Annotated in this window: 24 protein-coding genes; 11 read left to right on the plus strand and 13 right to left on the minus strand. The window is 58.8% G+C overall.

The window, feature by feature from the left end; genetic code table 11:
- The first annotated feature begins 71 nt into the window (after positions 1 to 71).
- Positions 72 to 1,118, plus strand: coding sequence for an L-idonate 5-dehydrogenase (locus GH975_RS02800; protein WP_153713056.1), 1,047 nt, complete (start codon positions 72 to 74; stop codon positions 1,116 to 1,118).
- Here GH975_RS02800 and GH975_RS02805 read toward each other — a convergent pair.
- Genes GH975_RS02805 through GH975_RS02815 form a run of 3 tightly spaced genes read right to left on the minus strand, consistent with a single transcriptional unit; the run spans position 1,115 to position 3,884 of the window.
- Positions 1,115 to 1,756 carry a LutC/YkgG family protein gene (locus GH975_RS02805; protein ID WP_153713057.1) on the minus strand — a complete coding sequence of 214 codons (642 nt, stop codon included), beginning with the start codon at positions 1,754 to 1,756 and terminating at the stop codon, positions 1,115 to 1,117. The two genes, GH975_RS02800 and GH975_RS02805, sit on opposite strands and share 4 nt — an antisense overlap.
- Positions 1,753 to 3,162 carry a LutB/LldF family L-lactate oxidation iron-sulfur protein gene (locus GH975_RS02810; RefSeq protein WP_153713058.1) on the minus strand — a complete coding sequence of 470 codons (1,410 nt, stop codon included), beginning with the start codon at positions 3,160 to 3,162 and terminating at the stop codon, positions 1,753 to 1,755. The genes GH975_RS02805 and GH975_RS02810 overlap by 4 nt, the downstream gene beginning before the upstream one ends.
- Positions 3,159 to 3,884, minus strand: a complete 726-nt coding sequence (locus GH975_RS02815) for a (Fe-S)-binding protein (protein ID WP_153713059.1) — start codon at positions 3,882 to 3,884, stop codon at positions 3,159 to 3,161. Before GH975_RS02815 ends, GH975_RS02810 begins: the two co-directional genes overlap by 4 nt.
- Positions 3,885 to 3,981: 97 nt before the next feature.
- Between GH975_RS02815 and GH975_RS02820 the strand changes: the two genes are divergently transcribed.
- The 3 genes from GH975_RS02820 (at position 3,982) to aceF (ending at position 9,484) form a co-directional block, all read left to right on the plus strand.
- Positions 3,982 to 4,734: an FCD domain-containing protein gene (locus GH975_RS02820; protein WP_153713060.1), complete on the plus strand. Its 753-nt coding sequence runs from the start codon at positions 3,982 to 3,984 to the stop codon at positions 4,732 to 4,734.
- Between the two features lie 96 nt (positions 4,735 to 4,830).
- On the plus strand, positions 4,831 to 7,497 hold the full coding sequence (gene aceE / locus GH975_RS02825) for a pyruvate dehydrogenase (acetyl-transferring), homodimeric type (protein ID WP_153713061.1): 2,667 nt from the start codon (positions 4,831 to 4,833) through the stop codon (positions 7,495 to 7,497).
- Positions 7,498 to 7,519: 22 nt separating this feature from the next.
- On the plus strand, positions 7,520 to 9,484 hold the full coding sequence (gene aceF / locus GH975_RS02830) for a dihydrolipoyllysine-residue acetyltransferase (RefSeq protein ID WP_153713062.1): 1,965 nt from the start codon (positions 7,520 to 7,522) through the stop codon (positions 9,482 to 9,484).
- A 77-nt stretch (positions 9,485 to 9,561) separates the two neighbouring features.
- Here aceF and GH975_RS02835 read toward each other — a convergent pair whose 3' ends face one another.
- From GH975_RS02835 to GH975_RS02845, 3 genes are read right to left on the minus strand one after another with little or no spacing between them, the layout of a single operon-like run.
- On the minus strand, positions 9,562 to 10,113 hold the full coding sequence (locus GH975_RS02835) for a cob(I)yrinic acid a,c-diamide adenosyltransferase (protein WP_153713063.1): 552 nt from the start codon (positions 10,111 to 10,113) through the stop codon (positions 9,562 to 9,564).
- Positions 10,114 to 10,167: 54 nt separating this feature from the next.
- Positions 10,168 to 10,482 carry an MGMT family protein gene (locus GH975_RS02840; RefSeq protein WP_153713064.1) on the minus strand — a complete coding sequence of 105 codons (315 nt, stop codon included), beginning with the start codon at positions 10,480 to 10,482 and terminating at the stop codon, positions 10,168 to 10,170.
- Positions 10,482 to 11,243: an SDR family oxidoreductase gene (locus GH975_RS02845; RefSeq protein WP_153713065.1), complete on the minus strand. Its 762-nt coding sequence runs from the start codon at positions 11,241 to 11,243 to the stop codon at positions 10,482 to 10,484. Before GH975_RS02845 ends, GH975_RS02840 begins: the two co-directional genes overlap by 1 nt.
- Positions 11,244 to 11,341: 98 nt before the next feature.
- On the opposite strand from GH975_RS02845, the gene GH975_RS02850 reads away from it, so the two are divergent.
- From GH975_RS02850 to groL, 3 genes are all read left to right on the plus strand, one after another.
- Positions 11,342 to 11,785, plus strand: coding sequence for an FxsA family protein (locus tag GH975_RS02850; protein ID WP_153713066.1), 444 nt, complete (start codon positions 11,342 to 11,344; stop codon positions 11,783 to 11,785).
- Between the two features lie 177 nt (positions 11,786 to 11,962).
- On the plus strand, positions 11,963 to 12,256 hold the full coding sequence (locus GH975_RS02855) for a co-chaperone GroES (protein WP_153714762.1): 294 nt from the start codon (positions 11,963 to 11,965) through the stop codon (positions 12,254 to 12,256).
- Positions 12,257 to 12,274: 18 nt separating this feature from the next.
- Positions 12,275 to 13,915 (plus strand): chaperonin GroEL, encoded by a 1,641-nt coding sequence (gene groL, locus GH975_RS02860; protein ID WP_153713067.1) that lies wholly within the window; start codon positions 12,275 to 12,277, stop codon positions 13,913 to 13,915.
- A 923-nt stretch (positions 13,916 to 14,838) separates the two neighbouring features.
- On the opposite strand, the gene GH975_RS02865 is transcribed toward groL, so the two are convergent.
- Positions 14,839 to 15,420: a superoxide dismutase gene (locus GH975_RS02865; RefSeq protein WP_153713068.1), complete on the minus strand. Its 582-nt coding sequence runs from the start codon at positions 15,418 to 15,420 to the stop codon at positions 14,839 to 14,841.
- Between the two features lie 126 nt (positions 15,421 to 15,546).
- Here GH975_RS02865 and GH975_RS02870 point away from each other — a divergent pair, with 126 nt between their 5' ends.
- The 4 genes from GH975_RS02870 to GH975_RS02885 all read left to right on the plus strand — a co-directional run bounded on the left by GH975_RS02870 (position 15,547) and on the right by GH975_RS02885 (position 19,198).
- Entirely contained in the window at positions 15,547 to 16,503 is a 957-nt protein-coding gene (locus GH975_RS02870; protein ID WP_153713069.1) for a coiled-coil domain-containing protein, read from the plus strand.
- Positions 16,500 to 16,826, plus strand: a complete 327-nt coding sequence (locus GH975_RS02875) for a YqcC family protein (RefSeq protein WP_153713070.1) — start codon at positions 16,500 to 16,502, stop codon at positions 16,824 to 16,826. The genes GH975_RS02870 and GH975_RS02875 overlap by 4 nt, the downstream gene beginning before the upstream one ends.
- Before the next feature lie 101 nt (positions 16,827 to 16,927).
- Positions 16,928 to 18,529 (plus strand): alpha-glucosidase, encoded by a 1,602-nt coding sequence (locus tag GH975_RS02880; protein WP_153713071.1) that lies wholly within the window; start codon positions 16,928 to 16,930, stop codon positions 18,527 to 18,529.
- Positions 18,530 to 19,198, plus strand: a complete 669-nt coding sequence (locus GH975_RS02885; protein ID WP_153713072.1) for a DNA-3-methyladenine glycosylase I — start codon at positions 18,530 to 18,532, stop codon at positions 19,196 to 19,198.
- On the opposite strand, the gene GH975_RS02890 is transcribed toward GH975_RS02885, so the two are convergent.
- From GH975_RS02890 to puuE, 6 genes are all read right to left on the minus strand, one after another.
- A complete protein-coding gene (locus GH975_RS02890; protein WP_153713073.1) occupies positions 19,125 to 20,021 on the minus strand; it encodes a YihY/virulence factor BrkB family protein in 897 nt (298 codons plus the stop codon). The two genes, GH975_RS02885 and GH975_RS02890, sit on opposite strands and share 74 nt — an antisense overlap.
- 96 nt (positions 20,022 to 20,117) lie before the next feature.
- Positions 20,118 to 21,437, minus strand: coding sequence for a uracil-xanthine permease family protein (locus GH975_RS02895; RefSeq protein WP_153713074.1), 1,320 nt, complete (start codon positions 21,435 to 21,437; stop codon positions 20,118 to 20,120).
- Between the two features lie 69 nt (positions 21,438 to 21,506).
- Entirely contained in the window at positions 21,507 to 21,974 is a 468-nt protein-coding gene (locus tag GH975_RS02900; protein WP_246164751.1) for an ureidoglycolate lyase, read from the minus strand.
- The gene (alc, locus tag GH975_RS02905; RefSeq protein ID WP_153713076.1) at positions 21,967 to 22,929 is read right to left on the minus strand and encodes an allantoicase; all 963 of its coding nucleotides are present in this window, start codon (positions 22,927 to 22,929) and stop codon (positions 21,967 to 21,969) included. The genes GH975_RS02900 and alc overlap by 8 nt, the downstream gene beginning before the upstream one ends.
- Positions 22,926 to 23,438 carry a 2-oxo-4-hydroxy-4-carboxy-5-ureidoimidazoline decarboxylase gene (gene uraD, locus GH975_RS02910; RefSeq protein ID WP_153713077.1) on the minus strand — a complete coding sequence of 171 codons (513 nt, stop codon included), beginning with the start codon at positions 23,436 to 23,438 and terminating at the stop codon, positions 22,926 to 22,928. Before uraD ends, alc begins: the two co-directional genes overlap by 4 nt.
- The gene (gene puuE / locus GH975_RS02915; RefSeq protein ID WP_153713078.1) at positions 23,439 to 24,350 is read right to left on the minus strand and encodes an allantoinase PuuE; all 912 of its coding nucleotides are present in this window, start codon (positions 24,348 to 24,350) and stop codon (positions 23,439 to 23,441) included.
- Between the last annotated feature and the right edge of the window lie 172 nt (positions 24,351 to 24,522).

Here is a 24,522-nt window from a genome sequence, read left to right on the forward strand (position 1 = left end):
TTATTCTAAAAAATAATGGTATACCATTTTATCAAGGCGGTCGAGACCGTCACTTTTCCTAGGATGCTCTGATGAAAGCACTGTACGCGCACGGCCCCAAAGACCTTCGTTTGACCGAGCAACCGTCGCCTGAATTGGGCGCCGGCCAGGTCCGTATTAACACGGCCCGCGGCGGTATCTGCGGCTCGGATCTGCATTACTTCCAGCACGGCGGGTTTGGTGACATCCGTTTGCGCGAGCCGATGATTTTGGGTCACGAAGTGTCCGGCTATGTGGCGGAAATGGGTGCTGATGTCACCGGTTTGAGCCTCGGCGATCGAGTCGCGGTATCGCCTTCGCGGCCGTGCGGTGAATGCCAGTACTGTTTAGAAGGGCTGCCCAATCACTGCCAAAACATGCGCTTTTATGGCTCTGCGATGCCGTTTCCGCACATCCAAGGTGCGTTCAGCACCGAGCTGATCATCGACCAGTCCCAGGCCGTTGTAGCCAACGGCATCAGTGCCGAAGAAGCCGCCATGGCCGAGCCTTTGTCGGTCGGTTTGCACGCGGTTAAGCGCGCAGGCGACGTGTTTGGTAAAACCGTCATGGTGACCGGTTGTGGGCCGATCGGCGTGATGTGCGTGCTGGCCGCGCGCCGTGCAGGGGCCGCACACATTATTGCGGTCGACATCGCCGACTTTACGCTGGGCTTTGCGACCCAGGCCGGGGCGGATCAGGTGATCAATCCCCAGACCAACCCCGAGGCGTTGGAGCCGTTAAAAGCGGGCAAAGGCCAGGTCGACGTACTGATTGAATGTTCGGGCGCGGAATCGGCCTTGGTCAGCGGCATTGCCTGCATGCGCCCGCGCGGCGTGATCGTTCAATTGGGGCTGGGGGCGCCGATGACGCTGCCACTAATGCAGATCACCGCCAAAGAGTTGTCAATGAAAGGCTCGTTTCGGTTCCATGCTGAGTTTGCCCAGGCGGTCCACTTCATGACCGCGGGGCTGATTGATGTGAAACCCTTGATGACCCACTCGTTTGACGTCAGCGATCACGCCCAGGCCTTTAAAACGGCGGCTGACCGAACCTCGGCGATGAAAGTGCAGTTGCGCTTTGACACCGAGATGTCGGCTTAGTCTTGGATCAGCAGCACAATCAAGCGTTTCGGGCCGTGCACGCCATAGGCCAGCACCTGGGCGATATCGGCGCTTTTGGACGGCCCGGACACCAGCAAGGCATTGGTCGGCATTTGCGTCGCCCAGCCTTGCTCGGTTAGCACCTCGGTAAAGGTGTTGCCGATGGTTTGGCCGTCCAGCAGCGCAATATGCACCGGCGGCACCAAACTCATCAGGCGTGGCTCGTCAGGTGTCGGCCACATCACCAGCGAACCGGTTTCGGCAATGCCGCCGCGCGTGCTGGTAAAGGCGGCATCAATATCGCTGAACAGCTCGCCTTTCCATTCGTTGATCGGGGCATCATAGCGACGCACTTCGCCGCTGACGGCGGCGGCCGCTTGGTCGGCCACCTCGCCGGCGCCGACTAACACGCGCTCAAAGCCCTCGGCTGCACAGATGCGCGCCAAGTGCTCGCTCCAATCCTTGCGGTTCACGCGAACAACTTCGCCGTGCACGCTTTCGATCATTTGTTGAAAACGATCCAGGCGCTCGTCGCCGCTCCACTGCTTATCCAAATGCACGGCCAAGTCCGGGTCGCCGGCATCGCTGGCAATCCACTGGCTTTGCAGCCGCTGTAAGATACGGTCGCGTGCGCTCATCGTTTGTCCTTCATCATTTCATGCAGGGTCTTTGGTGCTAGCGCCGGTTTGATTCGACTCTTGGTCCAGGGGCCCATGGCTTTTTCCGGCAGTAAGCCGCGAAAGCGCGTGGCGCTCCAGGTCATGGTGCGATACAGCGCCGGGCGCTGGTGAATCCATTGCCACGATTGCCAGACCAGGGCCTCGTACCATTTGCGCAGGGCGCCCTGGCCGTAAACGGTGCCGGCGCGGTCGTTGCGGGTCGCTTCGTGGCGCAGCTTGCTGATCAGTTGCGGTATCGGAATTCGGACCGGGCAGGCTTCGCCGCACGCGCCATTGAGCGAGCACGCGCTGAGCATCTCGCCTTGCTTGTCGATGCCGTATTGCTGCGGGTTCAAGATTTGGCCGATCGGGCCGGGGTAGACCGTCCCGTAGGCATGACCACCAATGCGCGTATACACCGGGCAATGGTTCATACAAGCGCCACAGCGAATGCACTTTAGGGTGTCGCGCATGGCGTCGTCGTTGAATATTTTTGATCGGCCGTTGTCCAGCAATACCAGGTGGACTTCGTCCGGGCCGTCCATCTCGCCGGGCTTGCGCGGGCTGGAAATCATATTGAAATAGGTGGTCGCGTGCTGGCCGGTGGCGCTGCGGGTCAGCACCGAATACAGCGGCGGCACGTCGGCCAGCTGCGGCACCACTTTTTCGATCCCGGTGATGGCAATGTGGACCGGCGGCACGGTGGTGGTCATGCGCCCATTACCTTCGTTTTCGACCAGACACAGGGTGCCGGTTTCGGCGACGGCAAAATTGACCCCACTGATCCCGACCGCGGCGGTTTCAAACTTGGTTCGCAGCACCTTTCGTGCAATCGCCGTCAGGGTGTCGACGTCTTCGGTGTACTCGACCCCGGGTATTTTTTCGGCAAACAGCTCGGCGATTTCTTTTTTGTTCTTGTGGATGGCCGGCATGATGATGTGGCTGGGGGTTTCACCATCGATTTGGACGATGTACTCGCCCAGGTCGCTTTCCAGCGCTTCGATGCCGTGCTGCTCTAAAAACGCGTTGAGGTGGCACTCCTCCGACACCATCGACTTGCCTTTAATGACGTGTTTCGCGTCGTGGCGTTGGCAGATGCCCAAGATAATGTCGTTGGCCTCGGCCGGGGTGTCGGCCCAGTGAACCTGGATGCCGTTGGCTTGGCACTGGGCTTCTAGGGTGATCAAATTTTGCGGCAGGTTTTTCAGCGCACGTGCACGAATGGCACTGGCCAAGTCGCGCGCCGATTCCAGCTCCACCGGATCGGGGAATTGGTTAGCACGACGCTCGCGCAGGCTGTCCATGGCTTCGCGAAAGTTGGAGCGCAGGGTCGGGTTGGCGAGGGCGTCTTTGGCGGCGTTGGTAAAACTAACCGGGCTGTTCATTGAATGCGCTCCCAGACAAAGTCATACAGGTGGGCGGGATTCAGGTTCATGCCTTGCTTGCCCATGGTGCCGGAAATGTTCATTAAACAGCCTGAATCGCCGCAGACGAACTGTTGGGCGCCTGTTGCGGCCACGTGTTTGGCTTTGTCGTCGGCCATGGCGGCGCTGATTTCGGGTTGTTTGACGCTAAAGGTACCGCCAAAGCCGCAGCATTCAGTTTCGTACTGGGCGACTTTGACGGTTACCTTCGACAGTCGAGCCAACAAGGCCTTGCCCTGTTCGGCCACGCCCATCTCGCGGCGCGCGCTGCAGCTGGTATGCAGGCAAATATCCAGCGCCGGTCCGCGGTCGTTGAGCGCCACGTCCAACACATCAATCAGGTATTCCGATAGCTCGTAGGTGCGCGCCGCCAATTCTTTGGCCGCCGCCTCGTGCTTGGTCCCGGCCAGCAGTTCCGGCCAATGGTGCTTAATCATGCCAGCACAGCTGCCGGACGGGACGACCAGGTCGTGGCCGTCCTTGAACAGCGCCAGCTGATTAATCGCGACGGTTGCGGCTTGATCACGAAATCCGCTATTGAAAGGTGGCTGACCGCAGCAGCTTTGGGCCTGCGGATAGTTGACTACGCAGCCGGCGTGCTCGAGTAATTTAACGCCGGCGATGCCCGCATCGGGATAAAACATATCCACCAGGCAGGTGCCGAAGAAGTAGACTTGGCGCATTGGCGTTAAATCCTTTAAATTGGTCAGACCAATTAAGAGTACCGGTTCAAAAGGCCGCCAAGCAAGCGAAACGATCGCATAACCCTAGGACCCATGAATGCCGCAAACTGCACGCGTCTCCGACGCCATCGTCGATCAGCTCGAAGCCTTGATTCTAGAAGGTTCGATGCGCCCCGGCGAACGCTTGCCGACGGAGCGGGCGTTGGCTGAACGCTTTGATGTGTCGCGGCCAAGCGTGCGCGATGCGCTGCAGAAATTGTCCAGTCGCGGCCTGGTGCGCCGGCGTCAGGGTGGCGGAACCTTTGTTGCGGACGGAATCGGCGCCACCTTTACCGATCCTTTGATGGAGCTTTTGGCAAACGACGACAATGCAGCCGAACAAATCAGCGAGTTTCGGCACGCCTTGGAAGGCTTGGCAGCGCGCTTGGCTGCTAAGCGCGCCACCGACCAAGACCGCGCTCTGATTCAGCGCAAGTACGATGAGCTGCGTCGACTGCAGCAAACCGATGACCTGTCAGCCGAGGCCGCCGCGGATGCCGAATTTCACTTGGCGATCGCCGAGGCGGCCCATAACCCAGTGCTGTTGCACGTCATGCGTACTATGTTCCTCTTGCTTAGGGACAATATTATCGGCAACCTTAGCGGCCTCAGTGAAGAGACGGGCTCACGTCAGCTGATTCGCGACCAGCACGCTAAGATGCTGGAGCACATAGTTTCAGCGCCGGATCCGGACAAAGCACGGACCAGCGCACGAGAACACCTCGAGACCATTATCCAAATGTTCCGAGATAATAAAGCGGCCACAGAGCGGCAAAAATCATCCCGAAGGCGGGACCTGTTCAAATCCTAACCGGTGCCGAACATGTCTGGAAAATAAGAAAAAACAGCGGTGTCGGGGCCACGAGCCTTTTGACGCCTTTCGCATATTCGACTAGGGAGTTTGGGCATGTCACAGCATCCAGACCATACAGATGTAGATCCGATTGAAACCCAAGAGTGGGTGGATTCCTTTGAATCCGTTTTGCGCCATGAAGGCGTAGAGCGTGCAGGTTACCTGCTGAAGCGTTTGGTAGATCGCTCATCGCAAGTGGGTGCTCAAATCCCAGTTGCCCTGACGACCCCGTACCGCAACACCCTGCCGTCGAGCGAAGAAACCCCCATGCCGGGCGATTTGTTTATGGAGCGTCGCATCCGCTCGCTGGTGCGCTGGAATGCCTTGGCCATGGTCATGCGCGCGGGCAAAACCGGCGATGAACTGGGGGGCCACATCGCGTCGTACCAGTCCGCCGCGACACTGTACGAAATTGGCTTTAACTACTTCTGGAAAGGTCCGGATCACCCCGAAGGCGCAGACCTGATCTATTACCAAGGCCACGTGTCCCCGGGCATGTACGCGCGCTCGTTTTTGGAAGGCCGTTTCAGCGAAAGCGACCTGGACAATTTCCGCCGTGAAGTCGATGGCAAGGGCCTGTCCAGCTACCCGCACCCCTGGTTGATGCCCGATTACTGGCAGTTTGCAACCGTCTCGATGGGCCTGGGCCCCTTGCAGGCGATCTACCAAGCGCACGTCATGCGCTACCTTGAAAACCGCGAAATGAAGCCGACCACCAGCCAAAAAGTCTGGGCCTTCTTGGGCGACGGCGAAATGGACGAGCCTGAAAGCTTGGGTGCCATTTCATTGGCCGGCCGTGAAAAGCTCGACAACTTGGTGTTCGTGATTAACTGCAACCTGCAGCGCTTGGACGGCCCGGTTCGTGGCAACGGCAAGATTGTTCAGGAACTGGAAGGGGTCTTCCGCGGCGCCGGCTGGAACGTGATCAAGTGCCTGTGGGGTCGCCACTGGGATCCGCTGTTCGAGAAAGACACCAAGGGCTTGCTGCAAAAGCGCATGGACGAAGTGGTCGATGGCGAACTGCAAAACTGCAAAGCCAATGGCGGCGCGTACACACGCGAGCACTTTTTTGGCACCGACCCTGAGCTGTTGAAAATGGTCGAGCACCTGTCTGACGAAGAAGTCGGCAAGCTCAACCGCGGCGGCCACGACCCGTACAAAGTTTACGCAGCCTACGCGGCGGCGACTCAGCACAAAGGTCAGCCGACCGTGATTTTGGCGCAAACCGTCAAAGGCTACGGCATGGGTTCGTCAGGCGAATCACGTAACCCGTCGCACCAGGCTAAAAAGCTGGACGAGAACAACCTTAAGGCGTTCCGCGACCGTTTCGCACTGCCGATTTCGGACGACCAGCTCAAAGAACTGCCGTACTACACCCCCGGCCCGGACAGTGCCGAAGTGCAGTACATGAAAAAAGCCCGTCAGGAACTGGGTGGCTTCTTGCCGCACCGTCAGAGCCAGTTCGAAGGCCTGCCGATTCCGGCGTTGGACAAGTTCAGCGCCCAGACCAAAGGCTCCGGCGAGCGCGAAATTTCGACCACCATGGCCTTCGTGCGCATCCTGTCGACCCTGATCAAAGACAAGCAAATCGGCAAATATGTCGTTCCGATCGTGCCGGACGAGGCGCGGACCTTCGGTATGGAAGGTATGTTCAAGCAGGTCGGCATTTACTCGACCGAAGGTCAGAAATACACGCCGCACGATTCGGACATGGTCTTGAGCTATCACGAAAGTGCTAGCGGCCAGATTTTGGAAGAGGGCATCAACGAAGCGGGCGCTATGTCCAGCTGGATTGCGGCGGGCACGGCCTACTCGAACTACAACGTGCCGCTGATTCCGTTCTACATCTACTACAGCATGTTCGGCCACCAGCGTATTGGTGATCTGGCCTGGGCCGCAGGCGACATGCAAGCGCGTGGCTTCCTGTTGGGCGCAACCGCGGGTCGTACGACGCTGAACGGCGAAGGCCTGCAGCACCAAGACGGTCATAGCCACATCTTTGCCGGTGTGATCCCGAACGTTAAAACTTACGATCCGACCTACTCGCACGAAGTCGCCATCATCGTTCAGGACGGCTTGAAGCGGATGTACGTCGATAAGGAAAACATCAGCTACTACCTGACCTTGATGAACGAAAACTACCCGCACCCGGCGATGATCGAGGGCTGCGAGGAAGGCGTTCTGAAGGGGCTGTATCGACTCAAGAATGCCAGTGGCAAGCGCAAAATGCGGGTCCAGCTGTTGGGTTCTGGCACGATTTTGCGTGAAGTCGAAGCCGCGGCTGCGATCTTGGAAAATGACTTCAACATCGACGCTGACGTTTTGAGCGCGACCAGCTTCAACGAGCTGCGCCGCGATGGCATGACGGTGTCGCGTGAGAATCTGTTGAACCCGGGCAAGAAAGCCCAGCAGCCGTGGGTCACGCGCGTGTTGAGCGAAGTCGATGCGCCGGTTATCGCGGCCACCGACCACATCAAGCTGTACGCCGACCAGGTTCGCGAGTGGGTTCCGGGTACCTACAAGGTGCTGGGCACTGACGGTTTTGGCCGCAGTGACAGCCGCGCCAAGTTGCGTGAGCACTTCGAAGTGAATCGTCACTTTGTGGTGATCGCGGCGCTGACCGCGCTGGTTGAGAAGGGTGATTTGAAGGCCGCGGTCGTGACTAAAGCGATCAAGGACTTTGGCATCGACGTCAGCAAGCACAACCCGCTGTACGCCTAAGCAGTTTGTCTAAGGAATTGGAATGAGCGATATGAATGTAAAAGTCCCAGACATTGGCGATGCCAGCGAAGTCGAAGTGATTGAAGTGTCCGTGGCGGTGGGTGACACTGTCGAAGAGGGTGACACGCTGATCGTATTGGAGTCGGACAAGGCCAGCATGGAAATTCCGGCGCCGGCGTCGGGTGTCATCACTGAACTGAAAGTCAAAGAAGGCGATCAGGTCGGCGAGGGCACCGACATTGCGGTGATGCGCAGCGACGCGGCTGCCCCAGCCCCCGCGGCTGAACCCGCCCCTGCCCCTGCGGCGGCGCCTGCCCCGGCAGCTGTGGCCGCGCCGGCAGCGGTTGCCAGTGCCAGCCAGACCGTCACCGTGCCAGACATCGGTGACGCAACTGACGTCGAGGTCATCGAGGTGTCCGTCAAGGTCGGTGACGCGGTTGAAGAAGGCGACACCCTGATCGTATTGGAATCGGACAAGGCCAGCATGGAGATTCCGTCACCGGTCAGCGGTGTGGTTGAAAGCCTGACCGTGGCCGAAGGCGCCAAAGTCGGCGAAGGCGATGCGATTGCCGTGGTGGCCGCAGCGGGCGCCGCGCTTGTTGCAGCGCCTGTCACGGCGACAGCGGCTCCGGCAGCATCGGCTCCGGCAGCAGCCCCGGCCCCGGTTGCGGCCCCGGTTGCGGCGCCTGCCGCGGCGTCGGGTCCTGTGGCCGTTACGGTCCCGGACATTGGCGAAGCGACCGATGTTGAAGTGATCGAAGTGGCGGTCAAGGTCGGCGACAGCGTGAGCGAGGGTGACACCTTGATCGTGTTGGAGTCGGACAAGGCCAGCATGGAAATCCCGGCGCCGGCGGATGGTGTGATTGAATCAATCACCGTTAAGGAAGGCGACAAGGTCAGCGAAGGCACCGCCATCGCGACCCTGAAAGGCGCGGCTGGCAGTGCGCCCGCCGCCGCCCCTGCACCGGCGGCCGCGCCGACTCCGGCTGCGCCCGCAGCGGTGTCACCGAATGCGGCAGCCCCCAGCGCAACGGCTCCGGCCAAAGCGCCGACGGCCGGCCCCACCAGTGACGCTGCCAAGGTTCACGCTGGCCCGGCCGTGCGTGCCTTGGCGCGTGATATGGGCGTCGATTTGATGCGCGTCAGTGCGAGTGGTCCGCGTGGTCGAATTTTGAAGGAAGACATTCAGAACTTCGTTAAGCACGCGTTGGCTAATCCGGCGCCTGCGGCGAAAGCTGCGGTGTCCGGCTCGGGCGTCCCGGCCGTTAAGCTGCCTGACTTCAGTAAGTTTGGTCCGGTTAGCCACACCAAAATGTCGAAGCTGCAGCGCGTCACCGCGGACAACATGACCAAGTCATGGCTGAACGTGCCGGCGGTAACACAGTTCGATAACGTCGATATCACCGACTTGGAAAGCTTCCGCAAGGCTAAGAAAGCGGCGGCTGAAAAAGCCGGCGTTAAGTTGACCCCGCTGCCATTTATGATCAAGGCGGTGGCAACGGTGCTGCGTGAACTGCCCCAGTTCAACGTCGCACTGGACATGGAGTCCGGTGAAATCATCCAAAAAGACTATGTCCACGTTGGCATGGCGGTCGACACCCCGGCAGGCCTAATGGTGCCGGTGATTCGTGACGCGGATAAGAAGAGCATCTACGACATCGCACGTGAAACCATCGTGTTGGCGGGCAAGGCGCGTGATCGCAAGCTGACCGCGGCCGATATGACCGGCGGTTGCTTCACGATTTCGTCGCTGGGATCGATTGGCGGAACGCAGTTCACGCCGATCGTTAACAACCCCGAGGTCGCGATCATGGGGGTCTCCAAAGCCAGCATGCAGCCAGTTTGGGACGGCAAGGGCTTTGAACCGCGCTTGTTGATGCCGATTTCGTTGAGCTACGACCACCGCGCGGTGAATGGTGCCGATGGCGCCCGATTCACCACCCGCATGGGGCAGTTGCTGGGCGATATTCGCGAATTGCTGCTGTAACGACTCGTCAGTCAGGGTCAATAAAAAGGCGCGCGGTGTAACCACCGGGCGCCTTTTTTGTGTCTGAAGGGCGGGCGTTAGTCGCCGCGCTGCCAGTAGACCTCGTTGCCACCGTCGCGCCGGCACAGTGAACGCGCCAATATAAACAGCACATCCGAGGCTCGGTTCAGGTATTGCTGAATTTCGGGGCGCACGGCATCGTCCAAGTGGCGCAGCGCGACCACGCTGCGTTCGGCCCGGCGTGCGACCGCGCGCGCGACCTGGCAGTGGCTGGCCGCCAGGGTGCCGGCCGGCAAGATAAATTCTTTGAGCGGCGGCAGGTCTTCGTTAAGGCGTGCACTGTGGACTTCGATGGCGGCCAGGTGATCGGCGGTGACCATCTCGAATCCAGGTACCGCAAGCTCGCCGCCGACGTCGAATAGGTGGTGCTGCATTAAACTCAGCAGCGCGTCCTCGGCATCGTCGTGGCCAAGCGTGGCTCGCAATACGCCCAGGGTCGAATTGAATTCATCGACGTCACCAATCGCATGCATCCGCGCATGGTCTTTGTTGATTCGACTGCCGTCGCCGAGGCCGGTGCTGCCGTCGTCGCCGGTGCGCGTGGTGATTTTGCTGAGTCGGTTGCCCATGGAGGTGTCCTGCTGTGTGTGGTGGCTAGGTAGTTGGTGGCGTATGCCACCGCTTCAAGGCGCGGGGCACCATCGCTGCGGTGATGGCAGTCGGCCGCCAACAAAAGTCAGGCCTTCGTCAGTCAAGCGCTGACGTTGGTATTCAAAGCGCGGATCGCCCTCGACAAAGCTGGAGCGTCCCGCGGCATTGACCACCCGATGCCATGGTATGTCGCCGCCGCTGGGTAGCTGGCCAAGGACTGTGCCGACCAGGCGAGCGCGCCTCGGCAGGCCCGCCATGTCCGCGATTTGACCGTAGCTGGCAAAGCGGCCCGGCGGTATCGCATTGACCACCAATAGTATGCGCTGCGCCGGGCTGAGAGCGTCCATTAAATGCGCAGCGCGCCATCCACTTCAATCACTCGGCCGCTGACGTAGTCGTTTTCAAGTATGAACTGCACGGCGTGTGCAATTTCATCGGGTTGCCCCAGGCGTTTGGCAGGGATGCCTGCGGCGATTTTTTCGAGCACATCATCGCGCATGCTGAGGACCATTTCGGTGCCGATAAACCCCGGTGCGACGGCACCGGTGCGGATACCGTAACGGGCCATCTCTTTGGCCCAGGTCACGGTCATCGCAGCGACGCCCGCTTTGGTGGCGGTGTAGTTGGTTTGACCCAGATTGCCGGCGCGGCTGATGCTCGAAATGCTGACAATGCAGCCGTGCTCGCCGGCATCGACCATGTGTGCTGCCACTTCACGCGTGCACAAAAAGACGCCGGTCAGGTTGACGTCAATCACCGCGTTCCATTGCGCCAAGGTCATTTTGTCGGTGACCTTGCCGTCGCGCGCTTTGATCAACAGCCCGTCCCGGGTGATGCCGGCGTTATTGACCAAACCGGACAGGGTGCCCTGGCTGGCAACGATGGCGGCTACGGTGGTCTCAACTTGGTGTTCGTCGGCGACGTTACAAATATAGCCTTGTGCGCTGGAGCCGCGTTCGGCCACCATAGCGCAGGTCTCATCAAGGGCGTCTTGGTTCATGTCGACCAGCGCGAGTCGGGCGCCGGCATCCGCCAGCCGCAGGGCCATGGCGCGGCCCAGGCCTTGGCCGCCGCCTGTGATCATGATCAACTTGTCTTTTAATTGCATAACGGTTCCATCAGGTTATTCATCGACCATAGCTCAATTTGTGCGGTGCGGTAAGCTAGGTCCGTGCGCCACTGTGTATCAAAGTTTTTGGAGTATCTATGCCACTTTTGTTGTTTCTAGTCATACCATTGGTCGAGGTTGCGATCCTGATTCAGGTCGGCGGTCTGATCGGATTTTGGCCGACCCTCGGTCTGGTGGTGTTGACGGCGGTGATCGGCGCGCAACTGTTAAAGCAGCAGGGGCGGGCGCTATTGATGGCCGCGCAGGGCCGGTTAGAGCGCGGTGAGCTGCCATTGTCGGAGCTGGCCCAGGGGCTGTTGGTGGCAGTCGGTGGGGCGCTGCTGTTGACCCCAGGCTTTGCCACCGATGCCTTTGGTTTTGCCTGCTTGCTGCCGGGTACGCGCGCCGCCATGGGGAATGCGCTGAAGCGTTGGCTGGAGCCTCGGCTGGTGGCGCGCGCACAGTTCACCGCTCAAAGCTCGAGCGCGCGGCCATCCTCAAATGGCGACGTCTTGGATGGCGTGTTTCGGCGCGACGATTAAACCTGATCTTTTTTTGTTCTCTCCCCTTGAAACCCTTTTGCGCGTCCGCACCAAAGGGAGGCTCGGAAATTTCATGGCACCACCTAAACAGGAGTGTGCCGAGCATGGAAGCAACGGTTGCTAGTGAATACCGCAGCATTGCGTAATAACAAATTGCTTTATCGGAGAGTGAAAGCGATGAACATTCGTCCCCTTCAGGATCGTATTGTGGTCCGCCGCATGGAAGAAGAAACCAAAACTTCTGGCGGCATCGTGTTGCCTGGCAGCGCGGCAGAAAAGCCTAATCAAGGCATTGTTGTGGCCGTCGGCCCCGGCAAAACACTGGACAACGGCACCGTAAACGCGGTTGACGTTAAAGTCGGTGATTCGGTCGTTTTCGGCCAATATTCCGGTTCAAACACCATCAAAGTTGATGGCGAAGAACTGTTGATCATGAACGAAAGCGAAATTTTCGGCGTCGTCGAAAAGTAAGACCTAGGAGAGAATTCAATGTCAGCAAAAGACGTACAGTTTGGCGACAGCGCTCGTCAGCGCATGTTGGACGGCGTAAACGTACTCGCCAACGCAGTTCGCGTAACGCTTGGCCCCAAGGGTCGTAACGTAGTTCTGGACAAATCATTCGGCGCGCCGACAGTCACCAAAGACGGTGTATCTGTTGCCAAAGAAATCGAGCTGAAAGACAAGTTCGAGAACATGGGCGCCCAGATGGTCAAGGAAGTGGCTTCACAGGCGAACGATGTGGCCGGTGATGGCACCACAACAGCGACGGTTTTGGCTCAAGCCATCGTCACTGAAGGCCTTAAATCAGTCGCAGCGGGCATGAACCCGATGGACCTGAAACGTGGCATCGACAAAGCCGTAATGGTCGCTGTTGAAGCGATCAAAGACATGGCCAAGCCGTGCGAAGACAGCAAAGCGGTTGCACAGGTCGGCACGATCTCTGCGAACTCCGACGAGCGCGTTGGCCAGATCATCGCGGACGCGATGGACAAGGTCGGTAAAGACGGCGTTATTACCGTTGAAGAAGGCTCGGGCTTCGAAGACGAGTTGGAAGTGGTTGAAGGTATGCAGTTCGACCGTGGTTACCTGTCGCCTTACTTTGTGACCAATCAAGACAACATGACGTCTGAGCTGGATAGCCCGTTCGTTCTTTTGGTCGACAAGAAAATCAGCACCATTCGTGACCTGATCCCGCTGCTGGAAGCCGTCTCTAAAGCCGGCAAGCCGCTGTTGATCGTGGCCGAAGACGTTGAAGGCGAAGCCCTGGCGACATTGGTTGTTAACAACATGCGTGGCATCGTGAAAGTCGCAGCCGTTAAGGCGCCGGGCTTTGGTGATCGTCGCAAGGCTATGCTGCAGGACATCGCTGTATTGACTGGCGGTACCGTGATCAGCGAAGAAGTCGGCCTGAGCGTTGAAGGCGCGACCCTGGAAGACCTGGGTACTGCGAAGCGCATTCAGATCAGCAAAGAAAACACCACGGTCATCGACGGTGCGGGCGAAGCGGCGGACATCCAAGCGCGCGTTAAGCAGATCGAAGCCCAGATGGCTGAAACCTCAAGCGACTACGACAAAGAAAAGCTGCAAGAACGCAAGGCCAAATTGGCTGGCGGCGTTGCAGTCATCAAAGTCGGCGCGGGTTCCGAAGTCGAAATGAAAGAAAAGAAAGCACGCGTCGAAGACGCTCTGCACTCAACCCGTGCAGCGGTCGAAGAAGGCGTGGTACCTGGCGGCGGCGTGACCCTGATCCGTGCATTGCAGGCGGTTGGCGACTTGGTTGGTGACAACGAAGATCAAAACGTCGGTATTGCGCTGGCCAAGCGTGCGATGGAAGCGCCGATGCGCCAGATCGTTGCAAACGCCGGTGGCGAAGCCTCGGTTGTGGTCGATAAGGTCAAGCAAGGCAGTGGTGCATTTGGCTTCAACGCCGGCACTGGCGAGTACGGTGACATGCTGGAAATGGGTATTTTGGACCCGGCCAAAGTGACCCGTTCAGCACTGCAGGCAGCATCTTCCGTTGCTGGCATGATGATCACCACCGAAGCCATGGTTACTGAACTGCCTGACGACGGCAAGTCAGCGCCCGCCCCGGATATGGGTGGAATGGGTGGAATGGGCGGCATGATGTAATTCTGCTTCGGTGAAGCGGCGCGGGACGTCGTTGCTGCCCGAACTCGAAAATGCTCACGTGCTAATTGCACGCTGCGCTTTTCTCGTCGGCCGCGCCTAGTCCCGCTTGCGTCACCTCGCAGAATTTTTCAAGACGTTCTATTAAGAACCCGCTTGGCTTCGGTCAGGCGGGTTTTTTATTGGGGGTAGGGAAAGGGCAGGGCTTGAGGGCAGGGCTTAAAGGTTAGACCCGTCTAGGCGAACGTTCTGATCATAGCCCCGTGATGTTGGCATCGACGCTGGTTTGAGCAGTCCACTCCGTCGGCAGAATGCTTCAAGACGTTCTAGTAAGACGCTGCTTGGCTTCGGTCAGGCGGGTTTTTTATTGGGGCAGGGAAAGTGCAGGGCCTAAGGGCAGGGCCTAAGAGCAGGCCATAAAGGGTAGACCCGTCCAGGCGAACGTTCTGATCATAGCCGCGTGATGTTTGCATTGATGCTGGTTTGAGCAATCAACTCCGTCGGCAGAATTCAGTGAACCACTACAGAATATTCAAGACGTTCTATTAGGAATCTGCTTGGCTTCGGTCAGGCGGGTTTTTTATTGAGGGCAGGGAAAGGGCAGGGCTTGAGGGCAGGGCGTGAGGGCAGGGCGTGAGGGCAGGGCTTGAGGGCAGGGCTTGAGGGTAGGGCTTGAGGGTAGGGCTTGAGGGCAGGGCTTAAAGGTTAGACCCGTCTAGGCGAACGTCCTGATAATTGCCCCGTGATGTTTGCATTGATGCTGGTTTGAGCAATCAACTCCGTCGGCAGAATTCAGTGAACCACTACAGTGCGATAAAGGGGTGCTATAAAGAGTAGTTCACGCCGCGCTTGGCTGTGGCGGATGCTGGACCATTGGCCAAAAAAAAAGCCCGGCGGTGCCGGGCTTTTTCAATCGCCGGGGACGATTAGGCAGCGAACTGTGCGGACACGTAGTCCCAGTTAACCAGTTCCCAAAATGCTTTCAGGTAGTTCGGGCGCGCGTTGCGGTAGTCAACGTAGTACGCGTGTTCCCACACGTCACAGGTCAACAGCGGGGTGTTGCCCTCGGTCAAGGGGTTACCCGCGCCGATGGTGCTGGCCAGTTCCAATTTGCCGTCGGCGGTTTTAACCAACCAGCCCCAGCCGCTACCAAAGGTGGTGACGCTGGTTTTAGTGAAGGCTTCTTTGAAGGCTTCGAAGCTGCCGAAGGTTTCGTTGATGGCATCCGCCAACGCGCCGGTGGGCTCGCCGCCGCCGTTGGGTGACAGGCAGTTCCAGTAAAAGGTGTGGTTCCACACTTGGGCTGCGTTGTTGAATATGCCGCCGGAGCTAGACGTGATGATGTCTTCTAGGCTTTTATTTTCGAATTCCGTGCCGGGGACCAGGTTGTTCAGGTTGTCGACGTAGGTTTTGTGGTGTTTGCCGTGGTGGAATTCCAACGTCTCTTCTGAGATGTGGGGTGCCAGTGCGTCTTTGGCGTAGGGCAGTGCGGGCAGTTCAAAAGCCATGATTCGGACTCCGATCGGTAAGATTTATTGGGTTCGGATGGAACATAAGGGCGAAAGGGCAACAAATCAACGGGGGACATTGTTTGCGGGAGGGTCGATGATACCATGGACGTACTAGGAGACCGCATGCGCCAAGAACCACAGTTAACCGATTTCGATGCCTTGGACGAGCCGCGCGCGCCTCGCGCCCCCGGACCGTCGGTGGTGATTAATCGATCCAGTGCCGGGCCCTTCCTGTGGCTTTTGGTGCTGTTGAATCTGGGGGGGCTGGCTGCGCTGGGGTACTTCAGCCTGAACTTCCAAGGCCAGGCCCTCGAGCAGGGCAGCGCCGCAGAAACCACCGATGCCCGTTTGGCGACTGCGCTGGACGATGCCCAGGCCGACCTGATCCAACTGGCACGCGCGCTAAAGAATCAGGGCATTGTTGACGACGAGTTGGCCAATCGCTTGGATTTAGTTACCGGCCAAGGCGTCAGTGCCAACGCCGCGGAGGTTAAGCGCCTGCAAAGCACGCTGCGCGAGCAAGAAACCCAATTAAACGCGGTCACCTCGCGCTTGGATGCGTTGTTGACGGATCTGGGTCAAAACAAGGACCAAAGCCAAACACTGAACACCCAAGTGTCGCAACTGACCGGTAGTCTGCGTGCCGTGGAAACCCAGTTAGGCGGTTTGGATGCGCGATTGGGCGGCCAGGACGAGTTGATTGAATCGATTGCGGCGCGTTTCGGTCCCTTGACCGCAAGCGTGACCGCGCAAACCGAAGATCTCAGCGCCTTGCAAACCGCTATTGTCCGCCTGGAAGGCAGCTCAAGCTCGACCTTGGACGAGGTCGAGAGCCAGCAAACCCAGTTGGCGCGACTGGACGGACGGGTTTCGGAACTGGCGGTGTTGGCGGCCCAAAAGCCGGCGCTGCAACCGGACCCGCGCCAAGACATCGCGTTACTTCAGGATCAAATCACCGTTCAGCGGCGCGAGTTGACCGAGATTTCAGAGCGTTTGCGCTCGATTGATCAGTTTCGGATCCAAACCGGCCGTTTGACCCAGCGCCTGGAAGCGGGATTGCGCGAGATCCAAGCACAATGAACTCAATCGTTGAACACTTAGATGCCCTAGAAACCGGCTTGCTAACGCATGGGCTCCACAGTGCGCAGCGACCTGATGATGAGGCCTTCGCCAGCACCCAACCGTTTTGCTTGGACACCATGAGCTTCCCGTGCTGGCTACAGTTCGTGTTCGTGGAAAAGCTGCGCGACCTGATCGCCGCGAATGCGCCCTTGCCATCGCCCTGTAACATTGCCGCCATGGGCCAAGCCTATGCCCAGGGCGCGCACTTCCCAGGCGACTTGGTCGCGGTGTTAGAACGCATCGACGACGCAATTAACAACGCCACTAACAACGACGCGTAACGCGGCGGCCAATCGGTTTACATCAGCCTCAATCCGATTAGACTTTCGGCTAAATAACACAGCTGGCGCGCGGCGCTTGGCGACAATCTCAGGACTGACCTATGACCGGCGAAAATTCATGGTGGCGCGGTGGCGTTATCTACCAAATCTACCCACGCTCCTACGCGGATGCCAACCACGATGGGGTCGGCGATCTGAAAGGCATCACCGAAAAGTTGGATTACGTGGCCAGCCTTAACGTCGATGCGATCTGGTTATCGCCGTTCTTTAAGTCGCCGATGAAAGACTTCGGTTACGACGTCTCGGACTACCGTGCGGTCGACCCGATTTTTGGTGACGTCGATGACTTTAAGGTGATGTTGGATAAGGCCCATGGTCTGGGTATCAAGATCATCATCGACCAGGTCATCAGCCACACTTCGGACCAGCACGCCTGGTTCGGCGACAGTCGTCAGGGCGCCGGCAATGCCAAATCCGACTGGTACATCTGGCGCGACGCAAAACCGGACGGCACACCGCCGAACAACTGGATGTCGATTTTCGGCGGCAGTGCGTGGGAGTGGGACGGCCAGCGCAAACAGTATTTCATGCATAACTTTTTGCGGACCCAGCCGGACTTGAACCTGCACAACCCAGAGGTCCAGGACGCGGTGCTGTCGGACATGCGCTTCTGGCTCGAGTTGGGCGTGGACGGGTTCCGCTTGGACACCGCCAATTTTTACATGCACGACCCTGAGTTTCGTGATAACCCGGCCCGCGATATGACCACCTTTGACGCCGGCGTCGGCGGCCCGGCGGACAACCCGTACTTCTTCCAACAGCACGTCTACGACAAAGATCACCCGGACAACATCGCCTTTTTGGGCCGGATCCGCGCGCTGATGGACGAATACGGCGTCACCACCACGGTCGGCGAAGTCGGCTCGGATAACCCGAACACGGCCGTCGACTACACCCAGGGCAGTGACCGCCTGCACATGACCTACAGCTTCGACTTTTTGAACGACGTGACCTCGGCGGCCCACATACGCCAGACCATCGAGCGGATGGAGCGCATGATCGGCAGCGGTTGGGCTTGTTGGGCGCTGTCGAATCACGACTTCAAACGTGTGGTCAGCCGCTGGGCCGGGTATGGCGGCGATGAAACGACCCGCGCTAACCTGTTCAATTTGTTGCTGATGACCCTGCGCGGCAGCGTCAGCTTGTACCAAGGCGAGGAGCTGGGGTTGCCCCAACCGGCGTTGGAGCAGCATGAGCTGGTCGACCCCTACGACATCATGATGTACCCCAACCACGTTGGTCGCGATGGCTGTCGCACGCCGATGGTGTGGGACTCCGGTGCCGCGCACGGCGGCTTCAGTACCGATGCCCCCTGGCTGCCGGTCAAACCTGAACACGCGGCGCGCGCGGTCGATACTCAGGCGGCGCCGGACAGCGTGCTGAATAAAACTCGGGCCTTGATTGGTTGGCGCAAACACCAGCCGGCGCTGATGGTTGGCAGCATTGAGCTGGTCGAAGGGCCCGACGACGCGGTGATCTTTGTGCGTGAATGCGACGACCAGCGCCTGTGGGTGGCACTTAACTTTGGCAGCCAGCCGATCCAGTTGAACCCGCCGGCGGGTGCCCGCATCGTGCGCGAGTCATTTTTAAGCGCGGACGAACACTCACTGGGACCGCTGCAAGGCAGCATCTGGAGTCTATAAATGCGGCCTTTTGTTGAACTGTGGGGGATGGCGGCGGATCGCCTAAGCGGCGACGCCATGCTGGAAGCGGTGTTGTATGACGTTAAATCGCCGGATCAATTAGCCGAGGTCAGTGACGACCGGTGGCTCAGTGCCTTTAGTCACTGCGTGTTTCGGGCCGGTTTTAGCTGGGAGGTGGTGCGTAAAAAGTGGCCAGAGCACGAGCAGGTCTTTCATGAGTTCGACACCATGCACTGCGCCATGCTCGGTCCGGATGAGCTCGAAGCACTGGCCCGTGATGCGCGCATTATCCGCAACCATATTTCGATTAAAGCGGTCCGGGACAATGCGATTTTCATTCGCGAATTGCGCTCCGAACATGGCGACCGTGGTCGTGCGCTGGCTAATTGGCCTGAAACCGACCAGGTCGGGCTGATGAAAGTGCTGAAAAAACAAGGTTCACGACTGGGCGGTATGTCCGGTTGTCACGCCCTGCGCCGGGTCGGTAAGTCGGCGTATGTGTTGACGCGGGACGTTAACAATGCGCTGATCCGTGAAGGGGTGATCGACAAGCCCGCGGCCAGCCAGCGCGACATGCTAAAAGTCCAAACGGCCTTTAATACGTGGCATGATCAGTCCGGTCGGCCGATGACGCATATTTCGCAGGTGCTGGCGCTGAGTGTGGGCTGATTTGGGCGTTGACCGACGCGCCCACCAGCACCACCAGCGAGCTCATCCATAGCCACATCATCAGCACAATCACCGCGCTGAGGCCCTGGTAGGTCGCGCTGTAGCCGGCGATTTCAGCGACGTAGTAGCTGAGGCCGACGCTGCCCAGCAACCACAGCACGATCGCCGTCATGGCGCCCCAGTCCGGCCACATTCGAGTCGGTTTCAGCGTTCGCGACGCACCAAAGCGGTACAGTCCCGACAGTGCCAGAAACAAAAAGCCAGCAATGATCGGCCAGCGCAAAAACTTGACCATGCCTTCCAGCCACGGAATCCAGTCAAGGAATTTAAACAGCACTGGGATCATCACCAGCGTGATCAGCATGATCACGGCCATCATCAGCCCCACCAGCGTCAGCCCCAGCGACACCAAGTGCAGCTGGAAAAAGCCGCGGCTTTCGTTTTCTTGATAGACCACGTTAAGCGCCGCCATCATCGCCCGAACCCCTTTGCCGGCGCCCCATAAGGCAACGCCCAAACTGATCAAGGTGGTGGTGCCCAGTTGCGATCGGCCTTGGCCAGCCAGCCGCGTCAGCTCGGCTTCGATCAGGCGGTAGGCGTCGGTCGGCATGACGTCGGCGAATTCGCTGAGGTGGCTTTGCAATTCGGTTGGGTCGAGGAAAAAGCCGAACAGGGAGACCAGCCCTAATAAGGAGGGGAAAATCGCGATCAGGCCGTAGAACGCGACACCCGCGGCGATTAGCGTGGTGTTGTCGTCGCGCAGCTTGAGCGCTAAACGGTGGGTGAATTGGACGGGTGGGCGTTGCAGCAGCGGTGGGTTCATCGGCCTAGAGTAGGTCACTGCGGCCAGGCCGACTATGTACGCAGGCACAAAAAAGCCCCGCCAATGGGCGGGGCTTTCGTTGGACCCAGTGGCGTATTACGCCTCGTCGCCCTCCGGCAACACCAGGTTCAATACGATAGCCAAGAAGGCCACCGGCAGCAGACCCGAGGTCAGCAACACTTTCAGTGTGCCGGGGACGTGCTGTAGTGCGCTAGGCACAGCTTGCAGGCCCAAACCAACGGTCAACGAGATCGCCAGAATCGACATGTTACGGCTGTTCCAGGTGACGCCAGACAGCATGCTGATGCCGGCCGATACGACCATGCCGAACATGATGATAACGCCGCCGCCCAATACCGCGGTCGGCATCGCTGAAACCAGCGCACCAACTTTGGGAATCAGACCACACAGGATCAAGAACAGCGCACCAATGGTGACTACGAAGCGGCTCATGATGCCGGTCAAGGCGATCAGGCCAACGTTCTGGCTGAACGAGGTGTTAGGCAGGCCGCCAAACAAACCGGCGAAGGCTGACCCCAAACCGTCGGCAAAGGTCGCGCCTTTCAGTTCTTTCGCAGTCGGTTCGCGCTGGGCTCCGGCTTTGGTGATACCCGAGACGTCACCGACCGTTTCAATCGCCGACACCACACACATCAAGCTGATGGCCAAGATGGCACCCAGGTTGATTTCGAAGCCGTACTTAAAGGGTTCGGGGATGGCGAACCAGGCCGCATTGGCGACGCGGTCAAAGCTGACCATGCCCATGGGAATGGCGACCAAGTAACCGGCGATCAGGCCGAGCAGTACCGCAGCCGTTGACAGCATGCCGCGGGCAAAAAACTTGAGGCCCAGCGATACGAAGATGACGACCAATGCCAGGAACCAATGGTTCATCGCACCAAAGGCTTCTTTGCCCATCAAGGGTACGCCGCCGGCGGCGTACTTGATGCCGGTGGGGATCAAGGCCAAGCCAATCGCAACAACGACCAGACCCGTGACCAGAGGCGGTAACCAGCCTTTGATACGGCCAATAAAGAAGCCCAAGATAAAGTGAACGATGCCGCCGATGACGATGCCGCCAAACAGCGCGCCCATGCCGGCACCCTTGACGATCGGGATCATCACCGGAATGAAGGCAAAGCTGGTGCCCTGCATGATTGGCAATTTCGCGCCGATCTGACCCAAGGTCACGGTTTGCAACAAAGTCGCGATACCGGCGAACAGCATCGACATCTGGATCATGTAGACCATGTCAGCACCGCCGAATGCGAAGCCGGCCGCGCCTGCGATAATAATCGCGGGGGTGAAGTTACTGACAAACATCGCCAGAACGTGCTGGATACCCAGCGGGATTGCTTGGCTGAGTGGTGGCACGTAGTCCGGGTCACGCAGTTGCTCTTGTAATGTAGACGCCATTGGTCCGTTCTCCTTGGTTTTTTCTTGTTATCCTTAAGCACACCGCATGCCAACTAGCATGCGCTAGGCTCAGAGTTTCCAGCTTATGCTGCGATTAAAGTGAACTTCATCACAGTTTTTTTCCAGACCCTGACGGTCAACGACTAGAAATTGTTGCGCCTGGTCCACCAACAGGGGGTGGTGCCAGGTGCCAGTATGGTAATTCACGCCCTGGTCGCCGCGTGCGCGAAACACACGCAGCTGATCGATGTCGGCGTCCGGTGCCACCACGACCCACCAATCCTGTTCGGACATGGGGATAAAGGCTTGCGACCCGAACGGGTGGCATTCCAGCATCGACACGCTCAATGGGCGCGGTCGACCCAAGAAAAAGTTAATCAGCACCCGAGTGTGCGTACCCTGCAAGTCCGGTTGGAACAGGTCATGGACGCGTGTGGTGAAACCGTCGTTGATCTCGAACTGGTGGGCGCCGGCGACTTCAATGACGTCGCCGAAGGGTGCGAACGCCTCGGCGGTCAGCGCTTCAACCTTAACCATGATCAGGGCGTCCGAATGCGCGGATGCGTGACATGCCACCGTCGGGGATGCTGTTGACCTTAATGTGGGTGACGCGGCCGGTGGGGGCGACATCAAAGCGGTGAATGCTGTCCGCGGTCAGTGCGTTGAACGGCACGATTTCGTCCCAGAACATGGCCTGGGTGACAATGGCTTGGTCGCCCAGCGCGGGCATGTCGGCGGCTTGGATGGTGAAACCACCGGGGAAGTTGCCTTTGAAGTGGGCGGTGTCGATTTCGATTTCGCCGATTTGGCCGGGGACGCCCAATTCGATAATCAACCACTCGTTGCCCGGCTCGCGGCGGCGCTTGGTTTCCCAGCCGTCGCCCATGTCGGTACCACGTCCGGCGGTCAAGACGGCCTCTACGTTGCCGTAGTGGGCGTCCGAGTACGCAGTGATGCGACCCCCGTTGACCAGGGCAGACAGTTCGATGCTGTCGTCACCGCTGCGCTCGACTACGGCTTTACCATACACGCGCAGGCGTGCCACGCCGCCGTCGGGGTACATGTCAAAGCGAATCCACTGGTAGACACCGGCTTTGTCTAGGCACTGGGCGTCTTGCTGGCTGTCGCCTTGGAGGCTCAAGATATCGGACAACGGCACCCAGCGGTCACTGGTCGCGCTGGGTTGTTCGTCCCCGATTGCGCCCCAGACCTGGGCACCGGGCGGGTAGTTACCGGTGAAATATGAGGTGTCGACGGTGAAGCGGTCGATCTGGCCGGGTACTGCCAGCTTAATCACGCACCAGTCAAAACCACCGCTGCGGCGCCGCTTGGATTCCCAGCCGTCCATCCATTTGCCAAAGTCGTCATAGACGTCTTCTTTCCAAACCGCCGGGTGGTCTTGGAGCAGACGATCCATTGAGGCGAACGAGTCATCGCTGCATTGGACGGCTTGCGCGCCAAGTTTGGCGGAGGCGAGGTTAAGGTGGCTCATTGTGAGGTCTCCATGGCGTTCAAGCGCAGGCGACCGATTCGGTGGACCTGGTTGAGGGCGGTTGCAAATTCAGTCGCCGGATCGTTTTCAACACGGGCCCGGAACGACGCCAAGATGTCACTGCGGTGGAAGCCGCCGACGGCAAAAATAAACGGAAAGCCAAAACGCTGGTTATAGCGCTCGTTAAGCTCGCGAAACTCGGCAAATTCGTCCGGCGTGCATTCGGTCAGCCCGGCGCCGGTCTGTTCGGATTGGCTTTCGCGGGTCAGTTCGGCTAATTCCAGTTTGCCGACCAGCTCGGGGTGGGCTCGCAACAACGCCAGCTGGAGTGCCTCGCCGGCGTGGTCGACGATCGCCTGCATTGCGCTGGCCATGACCAGTGCTTGGTCGTGCTGCGCAGTCAGATTCGGGTATAGCTGTTCGGCGACCCAGGGCGAGTGCTCGTAAATGCTGCCATAGGCCTGAACGAATGCCGGTAAGGCGCATTTAGACGGTTGCGGATTCAGCATCTACGCAGCTCCGTGGGGGTGGTGTTTAATCCAGTGCTCGGCAATGTCCAATCGGCGCGCGACCCAGACATCGTCGTGGCTTAACACATAGTCCACGAACTGCTGTAGGGCACGGAAGCGCGCAGGGCGTCCAAGCAGGCGGCAATGCATGCCAATCGACAGCATCTTCGGCGTGCGCTCGCCCTCGGCGTACAGCACGTCAAAGGCGTCCTTTAAGTAAGTGAAAAACTGATCGGCGGTGTTAAACCCCTGGGGCGTCGCAAAACGCATGTCGTTGGTGTCCAGAGTGTAGGGGACGACCAAGTGCGGCGTAGTGACTTGGGTTGACCAAAACGGTAAATCATCCGAGTAGTCGTCGGCGTCGTACACAATATGATCGCGTTCGGCGACCAGCGCTCGGGTGTTTTCGCTGGTGCGGCCGGTGTACCACCCTTGGGGCAGTGAACCGGTAACCTCGACATGGGCGTCAATCGCCGCGTCCATCATGGCGCGCTCTTGGTCCATGCTAAGGCCGTCGTAGTTGATCCAGCGATGGGCGTGGCTGGCGATCTCGTGACCGTCCTTTAAGCACTGTTCGATCACCGCGGGGTGGCGCTGCATGGCCATGCCGACGCCGAACACCGTCAGCGGTATTTGGCGGCTGCGGAACAAGTCCAAAATGCGCCAAACACCGGCGCGACTGCCGTATTCGTAGATCGACTCCATTGACATGTGGCGACGGCCTTGGAAGGCGGCGGCTCCAATAATTTCCGATAGGAAAATCTCGCTGGCCGGGTCGCCGTGCAACACACAGTTCTCCGCGCCCTCTTCGTAGTTGAGGACGAATTGGACGGCGATGCGGGCGCGGTTAGGCCAGTTCGCATGGGGTGGCGTGGGGCCATAACCGATTAAGTCGCGAGGATAGTCAGTCATAAACGGGGTGTGCGTCCGATATTTGTGATGCAGGCATTAAACCCGAATTGTAAAGTTTTTGCGTTAAAATATATTTGATAATATTGTTGGGGGAATTTTACAGATTCGCCAACGGGCCGCCCCTACACTTCGAACATTCAAAATTACTGAGAGGTCTTGCCCATGACGGCAT

The sequence above is a fragment of the Litorivicinus lipolyticus genome (assembly GCF_009650135.1).
In the GTDB taxonomy this organism is placed as follows: domain Bacteria; phylum Pseudomonadota; class Gammaproteobacteria; order Pseudomonadales; family Litorivicinaceae; genus Litorivicinus; species Litorivicinus lipolyticus.